The 24,728-nt window shown below is 71.1% G+C and carries 15 protein-coding genes, 1 pseudogene and 3 CRISPR repeat arrays; of the genes and pseudogenes, 2 read left to right on the top strand and 14 right to left on the bottom strand.

What is annotated here, in order from left to right; translation table 11 throughout:
- Nucleotides 1–70: 70 nt before the first annotated feature.
- The 12 genes from OH809_RS25175 to OH809_RS25230 all read right to left on the bottom strand — a co-directional run bounded on the left by OH809_RS25175 (nt 71) and on the right by OH809_RS25230 (nt 14,187).
- A complete protein-coding gene (locus OH809_RS25175) occupies nt 71–400 on the bottom strand; it encodes a hypothetical protein (RefSeq protein WP_406515625.1) in 330 nt (109 codons plus the stop codon).
- 1 nt (nt 401) lies between these two features.
- On the bottom strand, nt 402–1,451 hold the full coding sequence (locus OH809_RS25180; protein WP_406515626.1) for a major capsid protein: 1,050 nt from the start codon (nt 1,449–1,451) through the stop codon (nt 402–404).
- 16 nt (nt 1,452–1,467) lie between these two features.
- On the bottom strand, nt 1,468–1,878 hold the full coding sequence (locus tag OH809_RS25185) for a head decoration protein (RefSeq protein ID WP_406515627.1): 411 nt from the start codon (nt 1,876–1,878) through the stop codon (nt 1,468–1,470).
- Nucleotides 1,879–1,991: 113 nt separating this feature from the next.
- On the bottom strand, nt 1,992–2,744 hold the full coding sequence (locus OH809_RS25190) for a hypothetical protein (protein WP_406515629.1): 753 nt from the start codon (nt 2,742–2,744) through the stop codon (nt 1,992–1,994).
- A gap of 207 nt (nt 2,745–2,951) precedes the next feature.
- Nucleotides 2,952–4,873: direct repeats of the CRISPR family, unit length 29 nt; unit sequence CGGCTCACCCCCGCCTGCGCGGGGAGGAC.
- Between the two features lie 17 nt (nt 4,874–4,890).
- Nucleotides 4,891–5,217, bottom strand: coding sequence for a type I-E CRISPR-associated endoribonuclease Cas2e (gene cas2e / locus OH809_RS25195; protein WP_406515630.1), 327 nt, complete (start codon nt 5,215–5,217; stop codon nt 4,891–4,893).
- A gap of 19 nt (nt 5,218–5,236) precedes the next feature.
- Entirely contained in the window at nt 5,237–6,208 is a 972-nt protein-coding gene (cas1e, locus tag OH809_RS25200) for a type I-E CRISPR-associated endonuclease Cas1e (RefSeq protein WP_406515631.1), read from the bottom strand.
- Nucleotides 6,209–6,212: 4 nt separating this feature from the next.
- A complete protein-coding gene (gene cas6e, locus OH809_RS25205; protein WP_406515632.1) occupies nt 6,213–6,878 on the bottom strand; it encodes a type I-E CRISPR-associated protein Cas6/Cse3/CasE in 666 nt (221 codons plus the stop codon).
- On the bottom strand, nt 6,875–7,750 hold the full coding sequence (gene cas5e / locus OH809_RS25210) for a type I-E CRISPR-associated protein Cas5/CasD (protein ID WP_406515633.1): 876 nt from the start codon (nt 7,748–7,750) through the stop codon (nt 6,875–6,877). The genes cas6e and cas5e overlap by 4 nt, the downstream gene beginning before the upstream one ends.
- The gene (cas7e, locus tag OH809_RS25215; protein ID WP_406515634.1) at nt 7,747–8,913 is read right to left on the bottom strand and encodes a type I-E CRISPR-associated protein Cas7/Cse4/CasC; all 1,167 of its coding nucleotides are present in this window, start codon (nt 8,911–8,913) and stop codon (nt 7,747–7,749) included. Before cas7e ends, cas5e begins: the two co-directional genes overlap by 4 nt.
- A 55-nt stretch (nt 8,914–8,968) precedes the next feature.
- The gene (gene casB, locus OH809_RS25220; protein WP_406515635.1) at nt 8,969–9,679 is read right to left on the bottom strand and encodes a type I-E CRISPR-associated protein Cse2/CasB; all 711 of its coding nucleotides are present in this window, start codon (nt 9,677–9,679) and stop codon (nt 8,969–8,971) included.
- Nucleotides 9,676–11,238, bottom strand: coding sequence for a type I-E CRISPR-associated protein Cse1/CasA (gene casA / locus OH809_RS25225; RefSeq protein WP_406515636.1), 1,563 nt, complete (start codon nt 11,236–11,238; stop codon nt 9,676–9,678). Before casA ends, casB begins: the two co-directional genes overlap by 4 nt.
- A gap of 72 nt (nt 11,239–11,310) precedes the next feature.
- The gene (locus OH809_RS25230; RefSeq protein WP_406515637.1) at nt 11,311–14,187 is read right to left on the bottom strand and encodes a CRISPR-associated endonuclease Cas3''; all 2,877 of its coding nucleotides are present in this window, start codon (nt 14,185–14,187) and stop codon (nt 11,311–11,313) included.
- Nucleotides 14,188–14,404: 217 nt separating this feature from the next.
- A CRISPR array of direct repeats spans nt 14,405–18,754; the repeat unit is 29 nt; unit sequence GTCCTCCCCGCGCAGGCGGGGGTGAGCCG.
- A 152-nt stretch (nt 18,755–18,906) separates the two neighbouring features.
- A CRISPR array of direct repeats spans nt 18,907–20,400; the repeat unit is 29 nt; unit sequence GTCCTCCCCGCGCAGGCGGGGGTGAGCCG.
- Between the two features lie 613 nt (nt 20,401–21,013).
- On the opposite strand from OH809_RS25230, the pseudogene OH809_RS25235 reads away from it, so the two are divergent.
- Nucleotides 21,014–21,223 (top strand): annotated as a pseudogene (locus OH809_RS25235) (transposase); the annotation flags it as partial.
- 6 nt (nt 21,224–21,229) lie between these two features.
- Here OH809_RS25235 and OH809_RS25240 read toward each other — a convergent pair.
- On the bottom strand, nt 21,230–21,511 hold the full coding sequence (locus tag OH809_RS25240; protein ID WP_406515638.1) for a hypothetical protein: 282 nt from the start codon (nt 21,509–21,511) through the stop codon (nt 21,230–21,232).
- Nucleotides 21,512–21,685: 174 nt separating this feature from the next.
- Here OH809_RS25240 and OH809_RS25245 point away from each other — a divergent pair, with 174 nt between their 5' ends.
- Nucleotides 21,686–22,705, top strand: a complete 1,020-nt coding sequence (locus tag OH809_RS25245) for a helix-turn-helix domain-containing protein (protein ID WP_406515639.1) — start codon at nt 21,686–21,688, stop codon at nt 22,703–22,705.
- 56 nt (nt 22,706–22,761) lie between these two features.
- On the opposite strand, the gene OH809_RS25250 is transcribed toward OH809_RS25245, so the two are convergent.
- Nucleotides 22,762–24,696, bottom strand: coding sequence for a hypothetical protein (locus OH809_RS25250; protein ID WP_406515640.1), 1,935 nt, complete (start codon nt 24,694–24,696; stop codon nt 22,762–22,764).
- Between the last annotated feature and the right edge of the window lie 32 nt (nt 24,697–24,728).

Consider the following 24,728-nt stretch of genomic DNA (forward strand, 5'->3'; position numbering starts at 1 on the left):
GGGTGTCCTTCCGGGTAGCAGGACCGGCCCCGCACCCCGCAGCGGGTGCCGGGCCGGGCCTGGCTTTGGGTTACTGCTCTCCGGTGGCCTTGCGGGCCCGGGCCTTGGCGGCCGGCTTGGCCGGGGCCTCCGACTCCTCCGGCTCCGGCTCGGGGGCCGGTTCCGGCTCCGGTTCGGGCTCGGGTTCGGGCTCGGGCTGCGGATCGGGCTTCGGCTCTGGGTCCGTTCCGGGGTCGGGCGCCAGGTCGTCACCCGTCACCTCGTCCGGCGTCTCCCAGGCGTCCGGGTTGGTGATGGCCTCGGCCACGTCCTCGTCCGGCTCGTCACCGGGCTGCAGGATCAGGAGCTCGTGCGTCTTGGGGTGCTCCAGGTGCACCGCTGTTGCCAGTCTCCGCCCCATGTCACAGCACCTTCGCAACGATGTGGCAGTCCGGCGCAAGGAGGACCGGCATGGCGACGGCCGCGCCCTTGGTCCACACCTGCGGCGGGTCGTCCTGCGAGCCCTTGGTGATGATCAGGCCCGGCGCGTCCTCGCGGATGATCTCCGGGTTGCTGCCACGGGACAGGACGAGGGACTCTGCCGTGGTGCCGTACATGGTCTGGCCCCACTTGGTGCGGTCCGGCGGAACCATCACCCACCGGTCGTCCGGCAGCGGGCGCACCGTGGCGCCGTCGACTCGGACCTGCCCCTTGTACAGCTCGATCGGCGGCAGCCCGTAGTTGCCGCGCACCACGTTGACCTGCTGCGGTGTCAGGGATGCCGTTGGCGTGGTCGACGGGTTCACCGACCCGTAGTACGCGGCCCGGTAGGCGTTGTTCTTCCCCAGGTAGGAGAAGGCGCGGCGGCTGGTGACGACGAGCTCGGGGAACGGGGCGCCGATGGTGTCGAGGTAGTCCAGCCACCCGAGCTCGTCCTTGATCGGATCCGACGTCGGGTCGGACCAAAGGACCGGTGCGGTCGGCATGTTCGCCGCCGGCACCTGGAAGTCGACGTCCATGGTGAGGGCGTTCTCCGCCGCCAGGGAGAACTTGCCATCGGTGAGAACGTCACCGGCCGCAAGCTCCAGGCGCGAGTTGACCGCTTCGACGTGCCGCTCGACGTCGTCGTACAGCAGCTCGATCAGGCGGTCCTGGTCGGCGCCGCGGGACGCCTCCTGCAGCAGGATCTCCATTTCGCCGACCAGCAGCTTCTGGCCCAGCGCGGGCAGCATGCCCTGGGTGCTGGTCGTCCACGCCTGGCGGTCGGCCAGTACGACGCTGGCGTCGTAGCTGCGGTACTTCGCGGCGTTGACGTAGCGGCCCTGGTTCTTGATCCGCCACATCACGTCGTGGACCTCCACCTTCGGGAAGATCTTCTGCGTGAGCAGGAAGTCAGCCGGGGTGGGGATCTCGCGGGCGAACGTGGTCAGGTCCTGAACGGTGACGCCCTTGATGAGGTCTGCGATCGTCATGTCTGGGCCTCCTTCCTTACACGAAGCGGATCTGGCAGGTGGCGGACGGCACGACCGGGGCGACAACGACGGGAAGCTTCGCGGTCTTCACCGAGCCGTGCCACAGCAGCGCGGCCGGAACCTTGGTCTGGGTGGGGTTGAACAGCACCTCGGCGTACACGAACCCGGCGAGGTTCTGGCGGCCGTCGGAGGCACTGGTGGCGTACAGGCCGTACAGGCCGCTCGCGGTGATCTTGCCGACGGGGATGCCGGACAGGAACCGGCTGAACGGCACTGTGCTGTCGGTCGACGCGAAGTAGTGGGTGCTCGCGGTGAACGTCGTCAGGTCGAGGGTGATGGAGTCGGTCTGGGCGGTGCCGTGCAGCGACGCCAGCCAGGACCGGTCGGCGGTCAGGTTCTGGGTCGTGGTGACCGGCTGTACGGTCATGTGTCCTCCGTGGACGCGATCAGGCGGATGATCGTCCGCTCACCGGGTGGTGGCGTCGTCCACGGGAAGGGGCGTGGTCCCCACAGTCCGGCCTTGTCCCGCCGGTGGGAAGTTCAGGTGGTTTTGGTGGTGTAGCCGCGTCGGCGGGCCATCTCGGCGCCGGCCGCGCCCCGCTTCGGGACGTTGCTACCGCGCTGCGGGGGCCCACCGGCAGGTGAACCACCAGGCGCCGCCGCCGGGGTGGGCGTCTTGCCGAACAGCTCCGGCCGGCGCGCCTTGAGTGCGGTGGCCGCGCCGGTGACGGCCTGCTCGTCGGCGTCGTCGTCAACGACCAGGAGACGTTCGGCGTCGGCCAGGTCGGTACCGGTGGCTCCGAGCGCAACGAGGGCGGCGCGGCGTACCGCGGCCTTCTCACGGGCGACAGCTGCAGCTTCACGGGCTGCAGCGGCAGCGGAGGCGTCGACGGCTGCCTTCTCACGGCGCTGGACCTCCGTCAGCTGGGCGGTCTCCGCTGCCTGCTGCGCCTTGACGAATGCGGCCAGGTCCTCGGCCTTGCCGAAGCCCAGCTGCTCCACGAGCTTGCGGACGGCGGACCGGCCGCCCTGCTCCTTCTCGCGGGCGAGGAGCTTGGACAGCGACTCCTGGTCCACGACGGTGCCGGACGCGGTCGGCGAGGCGGAGGGCGGCTGTTCGGGGTCGCCGAGAAGGTCGTTGGACGGGTCGGTCGGATCCGCGCCCAGGATCGGGAAGATCGGGCGGCCGTCGCGTCGGTGACCGATGGGGGTGTGCGGGTCGGGCAGCGGGCGGGCCATAACGGTGTCGTCCTCCAGCAGCAGCGCCCCCGCGCCGTCGATCAGTGTAACCACCCGCGCGCGACGACCCCCGGCTCGAAGGCAGCCAGCCCACGCCTCACTGGGCAATACCTGACCCACATTCGGGCGCTTCCTTGGTAGAGGCCAGAATGCTCCCGACCTTCCAATTCGGCCGCTTCATTGTCACCTGCCTCGGCCGCCGGAACACCCCCGCGTCGGCGGGGAGAACCGGGTGAAGGGCTGCGGCACGATCGCGGCCTTCGGCTCACCCCCGCCTGCCCGGGGAGGACTTCACCGACCCCATCTTCGGCGCCCGCCACGTCGGCTCACCCCCGCCTGCGCGGGGAGGACCTTCTGATCCTTGAGCACAGAAGCCCACTCCTCGGCTCACCCCCGCCTGCGCGGGGAGGACCCGGACAAGTAGAGCTGGATCGCGTGATCGAGCGGCTCACCCCCGCCTGCGCGGGGAGGACGTCTTCTGCGACCCCTACCGGCCACACCTGTACGGCTCACCCCCGCCTGCGCGGGGAGGACTCACGGAGGACGCCGGTGACTCCGTCCATGAACGGCTCACCCCCGCCTGCGCGGGGAGGACGACCAACTGTCGGCGCTGGGGCTTGCCTTGAATGGCTCACCCCCGCCTGCGCGGGGAGGACACTCCGACAGGCGCAACGTGCGGGACTTTCAGCGGCTCACCCCCGCCTGCGCGGGGAGGACGCGACCACGCTCAAGGACAGGCTCACTCCAGTCGGCTCACCCCCGCCTGCGTGGGGAGGACTCCACGGTGGCCAGCCGCCCGTAGAGCTTGTCCGGCTCACCCCCGCCTGCGCGGGGAGGACCCGAAGATGCCCGCGATCTCCGCCCTGGTCAGCGGCTCACCCCCGCCTGCGCGGGGAGGACGTAATCTTCACCTGGTCGTTGGAGATCGGCTCCGGCTCACCCCCGCCTGCGCGGGGAGGACGTTGCCTGCGGTGTGGACGGGGTTCGTGGTCACGGCTCACCCCCGCCTGCGCGGGGAGGACGCATCGGGCATGTGGGACAGCATCACGTCGAACGGCTCACCCCCGCCTGCGCGGGGAGGACCCAGTCGGAGCCGTTGTACTCGAAGAACCTGCCGGCTCACCCCCGCCTGCGCGGGGAGGACGTACTGGGCGACGAGCTCAAGGAGTTCCTCGGCGGCTCACCCCCGCCTGCGCGGGGAGGACTCCACGACGACCTTCGGCTGCGCCAGGTTCACCGGCTCACCCCCGCCTGCGCGGGGAGGACCATGACGCCCCCGCCGGCGCCGCGCGTCGATTCGGCTCCCCCCCCCGCCTGCGCGGGGAGGACGCTTCGCAGCAGGCTCACGCGATCCGGCAGCGCGGCTCACCCCCGCCTGCGCGGGGAGGACAGAGTCAGGGTCGCCATGGATGACGGAGACGACGGCTCACCCCCGCCTGCGCGGGGAGGACCCATGCCGGTAGATCTGGATCGCAGTGCCCACCGGCTCACCCCCGCCTGCGCGGGGAGGACTTCTGCTCGCGCAAAAAAGAGAGCGACCAGTGCGGCTCACCCCCGCCTGCGCGGGGAGGACAGAGCGATCGCGCTACCAGAGCGCCGGCCAGGCGGCTCACCCCCGCCTGCGCGGGGAGGACGGTGATGAGTGCCGCCAGGTGCGGGGCGGGCTCGGCTCACCCCCGCCTGCGCGGGGAGGACCGCCTGGATCTTCAACACCGGAACCTCTATGGCGGCTCACCCCCGCCTGCGCGGGGAGGACGCCACGGGGGCACCCGTAAGGGCACCCCCGTACGGCTCACCCCCGCCTGCGCGGGGAGGACTGAAGTGGGATCACCGTGAGATCGCGGACCGGCGGCTCACCCCCGCCTGCGCGGGGAGGACTTGGACATCAGGTCCATCATGTGCGCCCAGCGCGGCTCACCCCCGCCTGCGCGGGGAGGACAACACCTCGAAGAGGCGCGACATCCCCAGGAACGGCTCACCCCCGCCTGCGCGGGGAGGACGCGGGCGAGACACCCCGCCGTGTCGCCATCTGCGGCTCACCCCCGCCTGCGCGGGGAGGACTCCCCGTCCCAGGCCAGGTGGTACGCCGTCAACGGCTCACCCCCGCCTGCGCGGGGAGGACGATCGCCGGGCCGTTCGCTTTGTCTTCCACGAGGGCTCACCCCCGCCTGCGCGGGGAGGACCTTCGCGACCTGCAGCGTTAGACCTGGTTTGCCATTTCTTTGCCAGGATCGGGGACGCCGGGTTCGCGAAATCCGATCAGCGTGAGGCCGTCGAAGTCAATGGGGATACGGCGGTGCCAGCCTGCCGTGCGTAGGTCGAAGCCTTGCTCGTTCGCGGCTGAGTAGACCATGACGGCGACGCCTTCTTCCACGCAGGCGCTGACGGCTTCCCAGAGCTGGTCGCGGACTTTTGCGGAGACCGTGCCGACGTACATCTGGGGGGTGACTTCGAGGAGCCAGCGGCTGAGTGCCCCGCGGAGGTGGTCGGGGACCGCCGACATGGTGAGGGTGATCATCGAGGCCACGGCTCTCCTTCCGCGCTGGTCATGGTGTATGCCCGGCGTAGTTGGTTCCTCCGGGGAGTATGCCGGAGACGGGATCCCACAGGTCGACGAGCTGTTCTTCCGGGTCCGGTTCGTCGATGTTGGTGTCGGGCTGGAGGAGACGTTGGACGTCGGTCACGATGCGCGGCATGAGCTTGAACAGGCGCAGGCCGTCGCGGAAGCGGCGACGTGCTTCGGCTTCGGGTTGGTGGCTGGAGTGGAGGGAGAAGGCGAGGGGGATGGTGAGTTCTGCCTTGTACAGGTCGGCGATGTCGTAGACGAAGGCCTGCTGGTTGCCGCTGTGGACGAAGCCGAGGGCGGGCGAGCAGCCTATGGCGAGCAGGGTGGCGTGAACGATGCCGTACAGGCAGGTGTTGGCGGAGGACAGGGCGAGGTTGACGGGGTCTTGGGTGTCCCAGGCCTGGGGGTCGTAGGCGCGTTTGAAGCGGCCGATGCGGTGTTGTTGGGCGAGGAGTTTGTAGAGGGCTTTGACGCGTTGACCTTCGAGGCCGCGGAGCTGGGCGAGGCTTGTGCCGGGTGGGGCGGTGCCGTGGCCGAAGCGGTGTTCGTACATGCGGGTGGCGACGGCGAGGCGCTGGGTGTCGTCGGCCCAGGCGCGGACTTGGTGTTCGAGCCAGGTGGTGCTGAGGGAGTCCGGCGTCATGCCGGCGTAGGCGCGGACGCCACCGGATCCGGTGATGACGACGGTGGTGCCGTGGCGGGCCAGCGTGCTCAGGGCGCGGGCGGTGATGCTGGTTCCGGGACCGAGGAGGACGCAGCTGAGGGCTGCGGTGGGCAGATAGACCAGTTCGGTGCCGCGCTGTTCGGTGGTGACTTGTGCGCAGACGCCGGTGTCGTCCTGGTGGATGCGGACGATGTCGAGGTAGAGGAAGGACAGGGAGTCGCCGACGCGCGGGAGCATCGCGACGGTCGGCGCGGCGAGTTTGCGCCGCGCCGAGCTCGCTTGGGGCATGGGGTTACCTTGCGGGGGTGGTGAGGGGGGCGAGGCTGAGGAGGCCGCAGCCGTAGGACTTGCCGCGGCCGATGCCTTCGAGGATCCGTTGTTGCAAGGTGGTGTGGTCGGTGATGACGGCGGTCCCTTCGAAACGGGTGCGGGCGTGTTTGATCTGGCGTTTGTCCTGGTGGCGTTCGCCGCGGGCGGCGATCAGTGGGGTGCTGTGGGTGCTGGTGAGTTTCAGGCCGGATCGTTCTTCGGCCTGGCGTTCCCACCACTCGTCGGCGTCGGCGCCGGACAGGGGGATGACGGCTTTGGCGCCGGTGGCGGCCCTGGTGGTGTGGCCGGGTTTGCGGACGGCGTTGGCGTCGATGCGGTAGCGAACGGCCAGGCCGGTGGTGAGCAGGCCGATCAACGCGGAGATGTCTTTGGTGGTTGTGGTGCCGTAGCCGGCGGGGAGCCGGTTGGGGTCGGGGCGTTGGTGGCTTTGCAGGAGGATCTGCGGGCTTCCGGTGGGACCGGCGTCTTCTATGCGGAAGAGGACGCCGAGGTGGTTACGGGCGGTGGGGCCCAGGTCGTCGGGGAAGAGCATCATCAGCCGGTGGTGCATGCCGACCGCACTGGCCAGGTCGCGGCGCACGTCGCGGTGGCGGAGGTTGGGCTGGATGCGGGTGAGCCACAGCGTCATGCCGCGCCTCCTTGTAGTTCGCTGGTCGTGGAGTTCAGGTAGGTGTGCAGGGCGGCGAGGTAGTCGGCGCCGAGTCCGCCGCGCGGGGTGTCGGGCAGGTGGACGGTGCGGCGGTAGACCGGGCGGGCCCGGTAGGTGCGGCGGCGCGGGGACAGGTCGAGCGGGTCGTCGGTGACCTCGCCGACGGGTGTGCTGCCGTCGAGGAGTTGGTCCGCGGTGGTGTCGGCCGGTGGGACGGGGAGGCGGTGCAGCGGGGCGTCGCTGTGGAAGTCCACCTGCTCGCCGGGAAGCTGCGGTGAGGTTCCGGTCGGCTGCCGCTGGGGGCCGCTGGTGCATGCCAGCGGGAGGCGGATGAGGTGGTGGAACGGGTCCTGGAGCAGGCCGATCAGCAGGGGGCCTTCCGGCGGGCAGGATCTGCGGCCAAGGTAGGGCGGCCAGACCGGGTGCCGGAGGGCTTCGGCGCACTCACGCAGCAGCGTGTCGCTGCCGGTGAGGGCGGCGGTGAACACGGCGTCGGCGAGGTAGGTGCGGTGGGAGAACAGGGTGCCTTTGGCCGGGGGGCGTTTCTTGCCTTCGGCGGTGGTGACGGTTCCTTTGGCGGGCAGGCCGCCGCCGACGGTGTGCAGGTCCCGAAGGAGCACGCCGGGCCGGTCGGTGCGGGTGGTCAACGACAGGCGGGCCAGATCGTCGACGGGCTCGCCGCGGCGTCGGCCCAGGCTCGCGGCGAGCAGGCCGATGATGCCGGAGCGGGTGGGGAAGCGGGCGGTGTCGCGTTCGTTGAACGCACTGTGGGTGCCCCAGGACTGCAGCGGCCCGGCCAGGTGCAGCAAGATCCCGGCGGGCGCGTGTTCCGGGTCGTGGGCGGGAGTCATGCCTGGTTGCCCTCTGCGAGTGCGGCGGTGGCGGCGGTCTCGATCAGGTCGGGGTAGGAGTCGGCCCGTGCGCCGAGGCCGTTCAGGTCCTTGGTCTCCAGGCTGGCCCAGCCCGCGTTGAGCAGTCCTCGGCCGCCCAGCAGTCGGCCTGCGGCGGTCGCGTAGGTGTCCAGGGCCTGACGGGAGGGGGCGGCGAACCCGCCGGTGCGGTCTGCGGTCACGGGCTGCTCGAACGCGGCGGCGTAGGAGACGGGCCGGTCGCTGCGCACGGTGAGGTGGACGAGGTCGGGGATCGTGTGGGGGGCGGTCGCGGTCTTCTTGGCCTCGGGCAGGGACAGCACGAACGCCTCGATGAACGCGACGGTCAGTTCCCGGGCTGCCGCCACGTCGCCGCCAATGTTGCGCAGCAGGTCGTTCAGGTCGATGGTGGCGTAGCGGTAGAAGACGCCGGCGCTGTATTCGGTGCTACCCATGTGGGCGCTGCCGGTGGTGTCGCTCCAGGTGTCGGTGATGTCGTCGACGGCGGCGAAGTAGTCGATTTCGACGTCGGTGCCGTGGGTGGTCAGGGCGTGGGCGACCTGGACGGCGCCGTCGACACCGGCGTCGTCGATTTCGGCAAGCATGCGGCCGAAGAGGTTGATGACGCCGTTGCGGGAGCGCAGGATCTGGTCGATGTCAGCGGCCGGCAGGACGCTCTTGCCGCCCTTCTTCATGTCCTTGGCGCCTTCGAGGTGTTCGCGGTGGGTCTCGGCGAGGTCGGCGAGTTCGTCGACGGCGGTGGCGGGGACGTAGACCATGGCGTTGGTGCTCCAGGCCGGGTCGTCGTTGGACGGCGGGTCGGCCTTGATGCTGGAGCCGGCCGCGATGTGCTGGCCAGCGCGGCGGGCCAGGTCGGTCGGCCACTGCCGCTGCTCGCGCAGCGTTCTCTCGACGGCTTCGCCGATGCGGCGGGTGCGCAGCGCCTGCTGGCCGATGGTGTTTTGGAAGTAGCGGCGTACGGCGCGCTTCCAGCACTGGCTGCTAACCCGGGTGCGTTCGCGGTCGCCGTACTGGACGGTCTTGACGGAGTTGGTGTCGTCGCGGTTGAGGTTGGAGTAGGGGACGGACTGCAGGACGTGGATGCAGATGAAGCGTCCGGGGATGCCGGTGGGCTGCTGGGTCATGGCGGGTTTCCTTTACGTGGGCGATGGGCTGCGGTCCGGGTCGTCCGGTGCAGGGCTACGGCTGGTCGTCGGTGGGGCGGTCGGGCAGAAGGGTGTCGGCCGCTTCGCGGGCGGCGTCGAGGGTGGCCTTGTTGCGGGCGCGGTAGAAGTCCTGGAGCCAGCGGCGGCCAATCTCCTTGCGGTCGCGCGGCCAGGCCCGCAGGTGGACCAGGAGCTGGGCCCAGTCCGGTGGCGTCTTCTTGTCGCACAGCTGCCGCACTGCTGCGGGCAGGTGGCGGTGCAGTCCCCGTGTGCTCTGCCGGGTGAGCAGGTTCAGCCTCGTCTCGGCGGCGTTCTCCCGCAGGCCGTTGCGCCCGTCCGTCGAGACCGCCGCGGCGAACGTCAGCCCGAGAGAGGTGCCGTAGGGGGTAGGACCAGCGGACGGGTCGCCGCCTTCACCGTTGCCGTTGAGCGGGGTGCGGTCGGTCCGCAGCACCTCGGACTTCTGGGCTGCGATCAGCGATGCCACGGTGTAGAAGGCGCGCTGCGCGTCGGTGTCGTTGGCCCTTATGGAGGGCGGGAGCCAGGCGGCGACGATGCGGTGCATGCGCGGCACTTCGTCCAGCGGTTTGCCCAGGCCGCTGCGCAGCGCGGCCCGTGCGCCCGGGTCGGTGGCGCAGATCGCTTCGATGCGGGTGACGAAGGTCCTGGCCTGCGTCATCCACGATGATGGTGAGCTGGCGCCGATGGCGGGTGCCGGGGCTGCGGTGATGTCGGTGTCTGTCACGGTGTCTCCGTCTCGGCGCCGCCGGTTGCGGCAGGGGTGCGGGACCGGGTTGGTGCTCCGGGCTTTGAGGGGCGTCCCCCGTACAGTTCGATGCGGGCGATCTCGCGTGCCTTCGCGCCCCGCAAGGTGCCGGCTGCGGTCTGCGTGACGTGGTCGTAGATGCCTTCGGCGATCTGCCGGAAGGACCGCGCGGCGCCGTCGAAGCGGCGTTCGCCGAGTCGCTGCCAGAATTCGGCCTCCGCGGCCGGCCAGTACCGGGCTGCGGCGGTCTGCGACCAGGCGCAGTCCTCGGCCTTGCGGGCGTTGCTGAAGACCGCCCAGGCCTGCTTGGTTGCTCGGTTCAGCCGCGATCCGGCCGTCTCCCCGCTGATCCGCAAGCTTGCGACCATGCGGGCGGTCTCTGGGTCGCGTTCCTCGGCCAGCGACAGGACCGGGGGCGTCGACGCGGACACCAGCTGGGTGTCCTTGGCCTGGCCCTCCTGCTCGATCCCCAGCGCCTGCACCCGCAAGTTCTCGAACCCCAGGTCCACGGCCGTCTCGAAAACGCGAGGCCGCCGGACCTCTGTGCCCGGCACCTCCTTCAGCAGTAGCGCGTCCAGGTCCCGCCATAGCGCCCGCCCGGCATTCGCGTACCGGGCGTAGGGGTTGCCGGCCTGGCTGATCTGCCAGATCAGGAAGTCGTCATCCCGCGGCAGCCGGTCGCGGAACGCCCAGGTGATGTAAGCGTCCTTCACCTCGCGGCCGGTGTTGTCGGAGACCAGCAGCAGCGCGTGCTGGGAGCGGGCGGTCAGACCGGACAGCTGCCCGGTGACAACGTCCTTGAGGCTCAGAGGGTCTGGCAGGTCATCGCGCTCCCACGGGCACAGATCGGCCTCCGAGTGCGCGTAGGGGTCCGGTTCGACGACACCCGCCAGCAGCGTCTCGAATAGGGTCCGGCCCACCGGGTGGTAGGACAGGGCGCTGCGCAGCGGCCCGGCGACGGAGTTCGCTTCCTTCTTCCCGCGGACGGTGCGGGCCGAGCATCTGCCGGCCGGCCCGTAGTACCGCCACACCAGTAGGTGCTGCAGCGCGTCCGCGGAGCTGAGGTGGTCGGGCCGCGAGTCGACGGCGTGCTGGAACCAGGAGTGGTTGGACCCCGACGGCCGGATCGTCACCAGCTTGTTCACCCCGGCTGGCCTGTCGCACTCTGCCACGAGTCGCGGGTCCTGCAGGAAGGGGCGCTGCGGGTCATAGAGGCGGAACCGGTCACCGTAGCGGCCGACATAGGCGTCGACGGCATCCGCCGCGAACCGGCCCTGGTCCAGCACCTCGTAGCGGCGCTCGTGCCACCCGTCCCACACGTCCAAGCCGGTGACGCGGGCCGTCAACGCGTACAGCACCCGATACAGGGCCGACAGCGCGGGCGGCAACGGCACCGCGATGCCGGCGATCTCGTGAGCGCGCGTCAACAGTGCCCGGAACCCGACCGCTTCGGGCCGGTCATCGGGCGGCGCGTGCTCCGCCCAGCGGACCGGCACCGCAGGCCGGTCCCAGAGGTCGTAGAAGTCAGCAACAGGCATAGGGTGCCCCAAGGGAAGATGGGTGAGTTACCGCCGCTCCCGGACGAAGCGGCGGCGCGAGCGGTAGTGGGTTCAGGAGCGGCGAAGTCCGATGTCGGACATCGTCAGCGTGTGGTCGCCGACCCGGCACGACCAGCTGATGTCGGCTGGATCGCCGTCCAGCAGCTGCTGCGCGGTCGGGGACATGCGCAAGGCCACCAAGTCGGACAGGACCGGCTGGTCTGCCCATCCCGCGGGTACGTTCTGGTCGGGTCCGCTTTGGGCCAGCCACCGGCCCGGGACCGGCACGGTCTGCCGCATGACGACCCGGACGTCGCCCCTGTCCAGCCGCGTGCGGTCACCGGCACCATCGGCGGCGGGAACGGGGATTTCACCTTCCTGATCGAGCGTCCATTCCCCGCCGGGCTGCCGGTAGAGGCACACAGCCCGTTCGGAGTCCGCGCCCAGCCGGGTGGTCACCAATGCCTCGTCCAGCAGGCCCAGGCCGGCGTCGGTCAACTTGGCCAGGTTCACCAAGCCGGTGGGCGGCGGCACTGCCGTCATCGTCGCCAACTGCTTCTCGGCCAGCTCCGACGCCTCACGTTCGGCGTCCTGCCGACGCAGTTCCGCGGCCGCCGCGGCCGGCAGCCGGTCCGCGAAGTCCTCCGCATAGACGGCATCGACAAGCCGCTGCACATCACCGGGCACCGCGATCCCCGTCGTCTGCGACTCCCGTAACAACATTGAAGTCCGGCGTAGCAGAGCCACGTCGTAGACGGTGCCCCACGTGCGCGGCACCGCGACCTGCCCATCCGCCGTGGGTTCCAGGACTACCAACCGCGGATCGCGGCCCACCCAGGCGGGGCGGCCCTCACGCTCGTGCCGCATGCAGCGGCCGGCCCGCTGCAGCAGCTGTGCCAGTGGGGCCAGATCACTCACCACCAGGTCGAAGTCCAGGTCCAGTGACTGCTCCACCACCTGCGTGGCCACCAGGATCGCCCGCCGCGGCCGCCGGCCTGGCGCGTCATCGGAACTGGGCTTGCCGAACGCCACCTCGCAGACGTCGGTGATCTCCTTGCGCCGCTGCGCCGGAAACCGCGAATGCAGCAGCATCAGCCCGTCTGGCTCCGCCGCCAACTCGGGGAACCGGGCCTGCAGCAGCCGGTAGGTGCGCTGCGCCTCCGCCACCGTCGTACAGCACACCAGGGCGCACCCGCCATCGGTCACCACCGGCTCCAGGTGCCGGGCCAGCGCCGCACTTCGGGTACCGTCCCCGACCGGGTCTGCGCCCCGGAGGCTGGTGTCCCATGCGACGCTCTCGACATGCAGCCGCACGGTGCGGGGCCTGCCGCTGGCCACCGGCCGCGGGGTCGAGACCGCGCCGGTGCCCGCGTCCACGTACAGCCAGCCCGGATACACCGGCTCCACCGCCACCGAATCCTTGAAACCGCAACCGCGCCGGTAGGCCTCCACCAGCGACGTCGCCGCACGGCCCGCCAGCGTCGCTGACAGCAGGACCACCGGTGTGCCCATCGCCCCCAGCCACTCCAGCAACCGCACCAGGAGGCTGTGCATCCACGGCCCGTAGGCGTGCGCCTCGTCCACCACGAACACCTTGTTCGACAGGCCCAGCAGGCGCAGTGCGTTGTAGCGGACCGGCAGCACACCGGTCAGCGCCTGGTCGATCGTGCCCGCGCCCAACGGGGCGAGCAGGCCGCGCTTGGCGCCCCGCAGCCACCGCCCGGCATCGGTGCTCGTGTGCGCGTCGGACACCGTCGCGCCCAGACCTCCGTCGACCGCGGAGCCAAGCGTCGTCGCGGCTTGTCCGTAGGCGTCGCTCAGCCACGCCATGCTGTGCAGCAGCGTCAGCGCCCGAGCCCCGTCCACGTTCGACTCGGCGAAGCCGGCCACCCGGCCGAACATGGCGTCCGCCGTGGCCATCGTAGGCAGCGCAAAATACAGGCCGCCCGCCCCCGACGCCCGTGCCATGACCGACGCCGCATGCAGCGCCGTCTCGGTCTTGCCGTCACCGGTCGGCGCTGTGACCAGCAGCAAACCCCCTCCCCCGCCAGCAGTCAGCCCCGGCAGATCCTCCGCCACAGATGCCTGCAAAGCGTTGGGCGCGAAGGGGAACTGCTCGCCGAAACCACGAGCAGGAAACCGCGCCACACCCAGCCGGGCGGCCGCCACGACACTCCGGGCCTGCGAGACGGCAATGTCCCAGTGCCGTTGCAACTCTCCTTCCCCGGCCTCCCAGCCCTCGCCGGGCAACCTGGCCTCGATCAAACTCTCCTGGCTCACCAGCCAATCCGCGACCACGATCATCCCCAGGAACCGCACCGCAACATCAGCCGGCAACGCCCGCTCCAACGCCGGCACCCCGCCGTCGCCCCCCACCAGGTGTCGCACCGCCTCAGCATGCTCGCGCCGCTGGGCTGCCCAACCGGGGCCGCCCAGCTCCGGCATCCATCCCTCGAGGTTCTTCAGGTGCTTGGCCTCCAGCGCGCGGTGGAAGCAGCCGTGATGGCCCCCCAGCAGCTGAGCGACCTGATGATGCGGAGATCGGGAGGGGGGAGATGCCTGGGGGTAGTTCCAATCGGCCAGGATCTGCGTCAACGCCCAGTGCCCGGCCACGTCATGGCGCAGCCTCTCCCGCTCTGCCCCCGGCTTGTGCACGTACGCTGGGTTGTCGGCCAACACCTTGTACGCCTCGGGCACCATGGCCTGGAACGGCGGGCTGATCTTCCCAATGTCGTGCAGCCCCGCCCACAGGCACAGCCACTGCCGACACACCTCCACCGACACACCCAGCCGCCGCGCCACCTGCGCCTTGGCCTCGTCGGTCAACGTCATGTCCCACAAAGCCCCCGCAGCAGCCGCCGTATCCAGCAGATGACAGATCACCGGGTACGACCGCGTCAGCCCCCTGCTCTTCCCCCACAACCGCACATCCACAGCCGAAACCGGCATACGGCGCCCCCCATCTCCCCTGCGGCACAGTCACCGCGGATACAGAGATAGCAGCCACCACCGACAACGCAACCCAAAAACCCCGGATTTGCCCGCACCGCAACCAGACGTGACGGTCGTCGGCGGTAATGTAGGCCAACCACCGAGCACCGAAATGTGCCGCAATGATCGTAGTCAAGAAAAGGCAAAGCCTTCCTAACGCCGCAGGTCGGGAAGTGTCCTCCCCGCGCAGGCGGGGGTGAGCCGTGGGAAGGGCGCAGGTCAGACGGGGTGCGGTCGTCCTCCCCGCGCAGGCGGGGGTGAGCCGGAACCTGGCCGATGAGCAGCTGGAGTGAAGAGGTCCTCCCCGCGCAGGCGGGGGTGAGCCGTTGAAGATCGCAGCAACAATCCCGTGGGTCTCGTCCTCCCCGCGCAGGCGGGGGTGAGCCGTCGGAGGCGTGGGCCCAGTCGACGGCAGCTATGTCCTCCCCGCGCAGGCGGGGGTGAGCCGCCAGTCCTTGAGGCGCGCCTTGGTCAGCAGCGGTCCTCCCCGCGCAGGCGGGGGTGAGCCGGAGCAGGCGGCAGCCGCCGACATCGCGATCACGTCCTCCCCGCGCAGGCGGGGGTGAGCCGAACGCGAACAGGGAAGAGGCGCCGAGGACGAGGTCCTCCCCGCGCAGGCGGGGGTGAGCCGCGGCCGCCGTGTGTGCCGGGGTTCGGCGGGATGTCCTCCCCGCGCAGGCGGGGGTGAGCCGGCGCCGCTACCCCGTGACCTGGCCCACCGCACGTCCTCCCCGCGCAGGCGGGGGTGAGCCGCGGGTGGTGACCTGCTCGGTAATGTCTGCCATGTCCTCCCCGCGCAGGCGGGGGTGAGCCGAGCAGGGCGACGTCGCGGACGAATCCGATGTCGTCCTCCCCGCGCAGGCGGGGGTGAGCCGACGGAGCAGCAACTCAACGACGCCACCGAGGTGTCCTCCCCGCGCAGGCGGGGGTGAGCCGCGGACAACGATCAGGGGGGAACCATGGCTGGTGTCCTCCCCGCGCAGGCGGGGGTGAGCCGCGGGGGTGCAGCGCACACGACCGCGAGTTTCGGTCCTCCCCGCGCAGGCGGGGGTGAGCCGATGACCGGCAGGTTGTGCCGCTTCACAATGTCGTCCTCCCCGCGCAGGCGGGGGTGAGCCGCCTTGGTGTCGATGGTGTCGACATCGACGCATGTCCTCCCCGCGCAGGCGGGGGTGAGCCGGTCGCCACGTGCACGTTCAGCGGGCCCGGGACGTCCTCCCCGCGCAGGCGGGGGTGAGCCGCACGGCTGCGAGGAGTGCGGGGACGAGTACGCGTCCTCCCCGCGCAGGCGGGGGTGAGCCGCGCCTGTCCTCCCTGACCGCGTTCTTCAAGCAGTCCTCCCCGCGCAGGCGGGGGTGAGCCGAGGCGAGCCAGGTTCCGGCGGCCCCCGCTCGTGTCCTCCCCGCGCAGGCGGGGGTGAGCCCTGGAGTCCACCCGGGTGTCCGCCCGGTACGACGTCCTCCCCGCGCAGGCGGGGGTGAGCCAGTGCCGGCGGATCCGGCGGCCACGGCCAGGACGTCCTCCCCGCGCAGGCGGGGGTGAGCCGCTGGGGTCGGAGAGGATGTTTGCGCCGCCGGTGTCCTCCCCGCGCAGGCGGGGGTGAGCCGGCGTTGGGGATGCGTCCGGTGACGGCCTTGAAGTCCTCCCCGCGCAGGCGGGGGTGAGCCGTCCGTGAGGACGTTCTCGGCGACCATGTGGGAGTCCTCCCCGCGCAGGCGGGGGTGAGCCGCGTTGCCGACGGGCATCACGTCGAGGGACCACGTCCTCCCCGCGCAGGCGGGGGTGAGCCGTCGTCCTCGGACACCACGATGCATCGGTCCGAGTCCTCCCCGCGCAGGCGGGGGTGAGCCTACTGGTCGATGAGGCCGCGGTCGCGCAACACCGTCCTCCCCGCGCAGGCGGGGGTGATCCGCGATACGTGCGGGTAGTTCCGGGACCCTCTTAGTCCTCCCCGCGCAGGCGGGGGTGAGCCGGGTGGCCAGTCGAACACTGTGCTTCGATACAAGTCCTCCCCGCGCAGGCGGGGGTGAGCCGCCGGATGCCGCGGCCGCCGGTAAGGGGAGCAAGTCCTCCCCGCGCAGGCGGGGGTGAGCCGGTGCAGGAAGACTCCCTGACCGAGCAGCAGAAGTCCTCCCCGCGCAGGCGGGGGTGAGCCGAAGGGGCGCTTCTCTCCGTCCACGGTGATGTAGTCCTCCCCGCGCAGGCGGGGGTGAGCCGTACAGATGCACCCCGCCGGACGGGGTGACCACGTCCTCCCCGCGCAGGCGGGGGTGAGCCGAGGGCAAGCTGTCGGCGAGCTGCGACGCCGCCGTCCTCCCCGTACAGGCGGGGGTGAGCCGAAACCGGGCTGGACGTAAAGGCCGGTGCCCTGGTCCTCCCCGCGCAGGCGGGGGTGAGCCGGTGGACCCGCGCGGTATCTCCGGCGGAATGCCGTCCTCCCCGCGCAGGCGGGGGTGAGCCGGCCAGGAACGTCCTGAATCAGATCGATAACACGTCCTCCCCGCGCAGGCGGGGGTGAGCCGGTCCGGTACATGGACAAGGCAGTCATCATCGCGTCCTCCCCGCGCAGGCGGGGGTGAGCCGAGCGCCATGCGGTGCGACCAGACGACCGAGCAGTCCTCCCCGCGCAGGCGGGGGTGAGCCGCGAGTGGAGGCACTGAACTGGCAGCACCGGGCGTCCTCCCCGCGCAGGCGGGGGTGAGCCGCTGTCCATCTCCTGAGTGCCGGTGCCCCCGGAGTCCTCCCCACGCAGGCGGGGGTGAGCCGTGAACCGGGTGACACAGCTTGGTGTTCTGTTCGTCCTCCCCGCGCAGGCGGGGGTGAGCCGTCGGGTCAGGTGGGCCCGCACGGGCGGACGCTGTCCTCCCCGCGTAGGCGGGGGTGAGCCGCTTGGTCTGTAGGACGCGACCGTGACGTTCAAGTCCTCCCCGCGCAGGCGGGGGTGAGCCGGGCCCCCCTCCGTGAGGAGTAGGGGCCCTTCGTCCTCCCCGCGCAGGCGGGGGTGAGCCGCGGATGGAACGGGCCAAGGCCGTCGTGTTCTCGTCCTCCCCGCGCAGGCGGGGGTGAGCCCATGTGCGGGCAGAAGTGCCGCATCGGCGGCCGGTCCTCCCCGCGCAGGCGGGGGTGAGCCGTCCAAACGCGCGCCGGCCGCGAGCGGGTACGCGTCCTCCCCGCGCAGGCGGGGGTGAGCCGACGCTAACTCGTTCGAGTTCGGCTACAACAAGGTCCTCCCCGCGCAGGCGGGGGTGAGCCGGCTGGCGGGTCCGCGCTGGACCGGCTGTCCGCGTCCTCCCCGCGCAGGCGGGGGTGAGTCGAACTCCGCGGGCCGGACGCTCTCGGAGGGCACGTCCTCCCCGCGCAGGCGGGGGTGAGCCGCGAGGTGAACGGGTTGGGCTTGAACATGGGTGGTCCTCCCCGCGCAGGCGGGGGTGAGCCGCACCGAATCCACCCGGGCCGCCACCTCGTCCGGTCCTCCCCGCGCAGGCGGGGGTGAGCCGTAGGTGGAGTGGTACATGCCCATCAGGTGCTCGTCCTCCCCGCGCAGGCGGGGGTGAGCCGACGGTCGTCAACGGTGCGGGCAGCAGCTACAGGTCCTCCCCGCGCAGGCGGGGGTGAGCCGCTGGGGTCATTGAGGACGTTGGTGCCGCCGACGTCCTCTCCGCGCAGGCGGGGGTGAGCCGTCGACGGACACCTCGCTCATCTGACGCTCGGCGTCCTCCCCGCGCAGGCGGGGGTGAGCCGTCTTCTTGGAGTAGCGGGACGCGTCCTCCCCGCGCAGGCGGGGGTGAGCCGCCGCCGCCCGTGGTGACGCCGCCCAAGCCGAAGTCCTCCCCGCGCAGGCGGGGGTGAGCCGCCCACCAGTGGTGGCGCGGCGAGCGAGGAGACGTCCTCCCCGCGCAGGCGGGGGTGAGCCGGCCTCGGTCTCGATGGTGTCGACATCGACGCAGTCCTCCCCGCGCAGGCGGGGGTGAGCCGGGGGGATCGTGCGAACCGTCCCCGTTCAAATCGTCCTCCCCGCGCAGGCGGGGGTGAGCCGCCGGACGGCGCTTTGGTGGGGTCGAGGGCTCCGTCCTCCCCGCGCAGGCGGGGGTGAGCCGTCGCGGTACCGGTCCCCGTGGTACTTGCTGAAGTCCTCCCCGCGCAGGCGGGGGTGAGCCGTCACCCGTGGGCGCGGACGAGCAGCGTGCCGAGTCCTCCCCGCGCAGGCGGGGGTGAGCCGTCACGGACAATGTGGCGGCGTCCGCGTCAATGGTCCTCCCCGCGCAGGCGGGGGTGAGCCGCTGACGCGGTCCTGCAGCTCCCGCTGGGAGCGGTCCTCCCCGCGCAGGCGGGGGTGAGCCGCGGTCGCCGCGGACGCCGACAATGTCGGTCACGTCCTCCTCGCGCATGCTGGGGTGAGCCGAACACGATCGGGATGATGAGCCCCAGTACCGGGTCCTCCCCGCGCAGGCGGGGGTGAGCCGCCCGGCACCAAGGCCGCCGTGTCGGTCCAGTAGTCCTCCCCGCGCAGGCGGGGGTGAGCCGCTGTTCAAGGTCATGCAGGGCACCGGCGGCAAGTCCTCCCCGCGCAGGCGGGGGGTGAGCCGCGGGCCGACCTCGAGCGGGTCCACGACATGGCGTCCTCCCTGCGCAGGGGGGTGAGCCGGCGGGTGGGCTGAGCTCACCATCCGCGCCCGCGTCCTCCCCGCGCAGGCGGGGGTGAGCCGACCCTCGGTTCAACCCTCCCGCGGGGAGCGACGTCCTCCCCGCGCAGGCGGGGGTGAGCCGCGCACCCATGAGGGGCTCGTGGGCCGTGGCCTGTCCTCCCCGCGCAGGCGGGGGTGAGCCGGCGAGCACGTCACTTTCGTCGGCCGGACGGGAGTCCTCCCCGCGCAGGCGGGGGTGAGCCGTTCAGGTGTGCCACGGAGACGCGGCGCAACGGGTCCTCCCCGCGCAGGCGGGGGTGAGCCGCCTGAGTGTTCGGGGTGAGGCCGACCCATTGCGTCCTCCCCGCGCAGGCGGGGGTGAGCCGCCGGGTTCAGGGTGATTCGCAGCTTCCACGTCGTCCTCCCCGCGCAGGCGGGGGTGAGCCGTACGGTCCGGGGCGTCTCGGGTCTGCTCGACGGTCCTCCCCGCGCAGGCGGGGGTGAGCCGTCTGTCGCGGGTCTCGCCACGATCGCGACGCGGTCCTCCCCGCGCAGGCGGGGGTGAGCCGCAGCTGCGATCGATCGGCCGCGCCACGGCCCGGTCCTCCCCGCGCAGGCGGGGGTGAGCCGCTGGATGTCGTGCACGCGAAACGTGAACGGCAGTCCTCCCCGCGCAGGCGGGGGTGAGCCGCCGGTCTGGGAATTGTTCAAGATCGGCATTGGGTCCTCCCCGCGCAGGCGGGGGTGAGCCGCCGGTCTGGGAATTGTTCAAGATCGGCATTGGGTCCTCCCCGCGCAGGCGGGGGTGAGCCGCGGGTCATTACCTGTGGGGAAGTGGCCGATACGTCCTCCCCGCGCAGGCGGGGGTGAGCCGCGGCTTCTTCGTCTTCTGCCCGATCCACAGGTGTCCTCCCCGCGCAGGCGGGGGTGAGCCGCCACGTGGCGCGACGTAACAACCAACGTCCGCGTCCTCCCCGCGCAGGCGGGGGTGAGCCGGGGCGGAGCTTGTCGAAGCGGGGTCCGCCGGTGTCCTCCCCGCGCAGGCGGGGGTGAGCCGTACCAGGCGATCCGCCGGATCACCGGGGCAGTGTCCTCCCCGCGCAGGCGGGGGTGAGCCGCCGAGTAGCTACAAGGTCCGGCGCGACTGGGAGTCCTCCCCGCGCAGGCGGGGGTGAGCCGCGTTTACCGCAGGGCGCGGACGGTGGTGGTGAGTCCTCCCCGCGCAGGCGGGGGTGAGCCGTCCAAGGCGAAGGACGCCGGCGTGTCCCTGTCGTCCTCCCCGCGCAGGCGGGGGTGAGCCGGTGTGGGATCCGCGGCGGGCGGACGAGGTGGCGTCCTCCCCGCGCAGGCGGGGGTGAGCCGGCGGTGGCGGCATGAGCGCCCCCCTCTCGCCGGTCCTCCCCGCGCAGGCGGGGGTGAGCCGGTCCAGGACATCGCGAAGAAGCCCGTCCGCTTGTCCTCCCCGCGCAGGCGGGGGTGAGCCGCCTCGGTCTCGATGGTGTCGACATCGACGCATGTCCTCCCCGCGCAGGCGGGGCTGAGCCGTCGTCGATCGGGGTCCGTCCTCCCCGCGCAGGCGGGGGTGAGCCGCGCGTCTTCGACGTGCAGCCTGACGAGGCCGAGTCCTCCCCGCGCAGGCGGGGGTGAGCCGCCAGTCAGCTTCGCCATGTGGGACGGGCCCTTGTCCTCCCCGCGCAGGCGGGGGTGAGCCGTTGGGGCGGAATGTGCCGTCGGTCTTGGCGAACCCCAGCTGCTCCACGAGCTTGCGCACCGCAGCACGTTCGCCCTGCTGCTTCTCGCGGGCCAGCAGCCGCGTCAGCGTCTCCTGGTCCATCGCCTGCCCCGTCTGGCCGGCAGGCTGGGCGGGGTCTGGGAGCTGGTCGTTGGACGGGTCGGTGGGGTCCGCGCCCACGATCGGGAAGATCGGGCGACCGTCGCGTCGGTGACCGATGGGGGTGTGCGGGTCGGGCAGCGGGCGGGCCATAACGGTGTCGTCCTCCAGCAGCAGCGCCCCCGCGCCGACCAACACTGCAGCGCCCAGCTCCGCACCGGTTCCAGGAAACAGAACCCAGTCAGCAGAGCCGGTCAGAGTCGTCGAGATTCTCTACTCGTGATCTGCCAGGAGTGCGAGCCAGCAAACCAGGTGGACGTCGTTCAGGATCACCCCGCTCATCGCCCGCCGTAGCACCGAACACGGCTCAGGGCTGGGCGTGCACCGGTGGGTGGTCGAGCAGAGCTTCGCGCTGCTGCACTGGTTCCGCCGGTTACGCATCCGCTGGGAGATCCGTGACGACATCCACGAAGCCTTCCTCAGCCTGGCCTGCAGCATCATCTGCTGGGGACGACTGAAGAAACTCTCACCCTGTTAGGAGTTCTTAAGCGGTAGCCCCGACCAGGGATGCGAGGTGATCGAGGAGCCGGTCGAGCTCGGGAGTGCTGGTGAACTCCTGGTGTTCCTCTGCATCGGCGAGTTTGTCTTGGATGTCGCGTACGCGGTCGCGTACCTCTTTGCTTTTGTCCTTTCCTTTCTCCTTGCCCTCGGCCAGCTTGTCCTGAGCTTCGGAAAGTTTATGTTGCAGATCGTCGGAGAGGTCCGCATCAAGCCGACCTTGGCGGGCCGAGCTGCTCAGTTCCTGGGACAGCTGGCTGAGCAGCACAGCGGGGTCGTTCGACAGCTCCGGGAAGCTGTCCTATTTTCGTCCCCGTGGTCTGGCCGTGCCCGTGAGGCAGGCACAGGTGTAGTCAGCCCCAGTCGGCGTTGATCCACGCGAGCAGGCGGGCGCGCTTCTTGTAGGAGCAAGGAGCGTAGACAGCGCCGGACGCGCGTGGGGGTGAGCGTGCAGAGCCTTTCGAACTACGAGCGAGGGCGCACCGAGCCCACCCCTGACACCCTCGCCCGGCTCGCAGCCGCCCTCGACTTCCCCGAGTCCTTCTTCTTCCAACCCGACCTCGAGCCAGTTCCGCTGGAGGCGGTGTCCTTCCGCGCCCGCAGCAAGCTGGCAGCAGGCCCTCGCGACGCTGCCCTCTGGGCCAGCCGCCTCGCGCTGGAACTTCATGCCTGGATCGATGACCGCTTCCGTCTGCCCGCAAACGGGATCCCCACCCTGGGCAGGCCGGACCCGGAAACCGCAGCCGAAATGGTCCGCGCCCGCTGGGGCCTCGGCACCGCGCCCATCAGCAACATGGTGCATCTCCTTGAAGCTCACGGCGTACGCGTCTTCTCCCTACCTCCCGAGTACGCGGACGTCGACGCCTTCGCCATGTGGCGGGACGGCACCCCCTTCGTCTTCCTCAACACGCTGAAGACGCCGGAGCGGGGCCGCTTTGATGCCGCCCACGAGCTGGGACACCTCGTCCTGCACGGAGAAGACCGCTCCCTGGCTGGCCCCCAGGCAGAGCAAGAAGCGAACGCCTTCGCCAGCGCGTTCCTCATGCCGCGCAGCAGCGTCATGGAACACATGCCGAATGCACCTCTGGTCCAGCAGATCCTTCGCGGAAAGGAGATCTGGAAGGTCGCCGCCCTCGCGCTCACCTACCGGCTGCACGACCTGGACATGCTGTCGGACTGGCACTACCGCCGCGCCTGCATCGACCTGGGCAAACTCGGCTATCGCCGATCGGAACCATCCGGCATGCCCAGCCGTGAGAGCTCCCAGTTGCTTGACAAGGTCTTCACCGCAATGAAGGCCAAGGGCATCACGCTCCACGACGTCGCCCGCGACCTGCACGTCTCCCCAGAGGAGCTCAGCAGCTGGGTCTTCGGCCTCATCGTCACCGCGCGCACCGGCACCAACCACACCAGCGCGGACCTCGCAGACCGCGAACGACCACGTCTCTCGCTCGTTCGGTAGCGCACGGCTCGGGTGGCAGGCCCTCGGCGAGGTACCGAGGGCCACGCACCATCTGTCTAGCTAATTCCAGTCCCCGTCGAGCCCGTCTCGCCTGACGCCGGCGACTGGGACGGCGTAGCCGGGCTGCGGCTCAGCTGCTGGGCATCGGGGATCAGTGGCACCTGCGGTACGGGGTCGGCCTCGGGCAACTGCAAGTACTCCCTCACGGCCGCGTTATCTCCGGTGGCATCCGCCAATCTGGCCGCCTGGTCGAAGGCCCGACGCTGGATCCGCTCGATCTCCTCGGGGATGTCCTCGATCGGGTAGCCCGCGTCCTGCAGCATCCGCACAGCCGTCTCCAGTGAGAACACACCCGCGGCGTAACCGGCCACGACGTCAGCGAGGACGGTGGTGCGGTCGGTGGGGGTGTGCGCACCCCACACCAGGCGTGCGGGCAGCGACTCGCCGGCGGGCCATACCTGCCCGGCCTGGTGCAGGCGCTGCACCATGCGCAGCATCAGCTGGTACTTGTGGGCGCGGGCCAGACGCATCGCGGCGATGAGGGAGTCCAGCGGTCCCAAGGCCAGCTGCAGCGCATACCCCGACGGCACCGACGCCGGGTCGAGACTGCCGAGCCCTGCCGTGGTCAGGCGGGTGTTCGAGGCGAGCCGGGTGAGCATGTGGTCGATGCGCTGGCGTAGTTCGGCGAGCTGCGCCGACGTGTCCAAAGCGTCCATGCTGCCGGTGTCGGACAGCTGCCACACCGTGCCAGCTTCGACGCGCACCGGCAGCGGCTGCCCGGTGGTGCGGTCGATGGGAAGGCGGGCCCCGGACAGGGCAACGATCGGGGTGCCGGTCGTCGCGGAGGCGGACGCACTGTCGGTGTCGGTGGCGGCCAGCTCGTCCAGCAGCTGCAGCACAGTGCCCAGCGACGACTTGCCCCAGTGCTCGCCGCCGTCGGGGATGGTGTTGGGGACGTGCACGACCGGTATGAAGTCGCACATCAGGTCGAGGCGGTCCAGGACCTGCCCGTCGGAGCGAACCCGGTAGGACGCTTTGTCGGCGGGCAGCGAGTACAGGTCGTGGGCGCCGCCGAGGTCTTCCAGCAGCCATTCGGCATCCGACAGGTAGCACGTGGTGCCCGAGGGGCGGCCCGGCGCCCACGGGTAGGTGCGCTGCACCATGCCGGTCACCGGATGCAGGGTGTCGCCGACGGTCAGCGCGGGGTCGCCGTCAGCGCCTGCGACCTGCTCACGGATAGCGCGGCCGTCCTCGGTGATGCCGGGCGCAGTCGCCGCACCGATCGGCCCCAGCTCGTAAGTGATGCGTCGCACCCGGGCTTTCAGCCCGCGCACCGGGTCGGCGGGCAGCTCCCACGCGAAGTGCACCCGTGAGGGGTATTCGGAGCTGTCCTGCTCGCCGTCGTCCCACTCGGGGAAGTAGAACCCCGGGTCGTAGGTGCGCAGCAGCACCCGTTGCTTGGCCGGTTCCCACGCCAGGGTGTACACGGCGTCGCCGCAGCGCACCGCGCAGCGTTCGGCCTGCTGGATCCGCAGCGGCCACAGTTCCTTGTCCGCCCAGGCGCGCAGCCGCTCCTGCACGTCGGCTGCCTGAACAGCACCGGGCGGCGGGTCGTCACCCTCGTCACGCCCGGCCCGATCGGCGCCGGCGGACCCGTGGTGGTGCTCGGCGTGCTCGGCACCGGGCACCACGATGGTCTGCTCCGCGCCCAGCAGGTAGCCCAGCGTGGTGTCGATGAGCTTGGCCGGGTCGCCCAACTCGCGGCGCTCCAGGCCGTGGTCGTCGCCGGTGGCGGCGGCGAGCTGCCCGGCCTGGTTGTTGTCGTAGGCGGCCAAGAGCTTGTACACGGCCAAACGCCGCCGGTCCGGCTCGGGCACCCACGAGTGGTTGATCTCGGGGAAGGCACGGTGGCCGGGGCGCTGCGGGTCGGCCATGGCCGGCTTGTAGTTGATCCACGACCAGGCGTCGATGACCAGTTCACGCAGCCTCAACGGATGCCTCCAGGCATGCAAGGCCCCACGCC

The organism is Streptomyces sp. NBC_00873, assembly GCF_045207415.1.
Classification (GTDB): domain Bacteria; phylum Actinomycetota; class Actinomycetes; order Streptomycetales; family Streptomycetaceae; genus Streptomyces.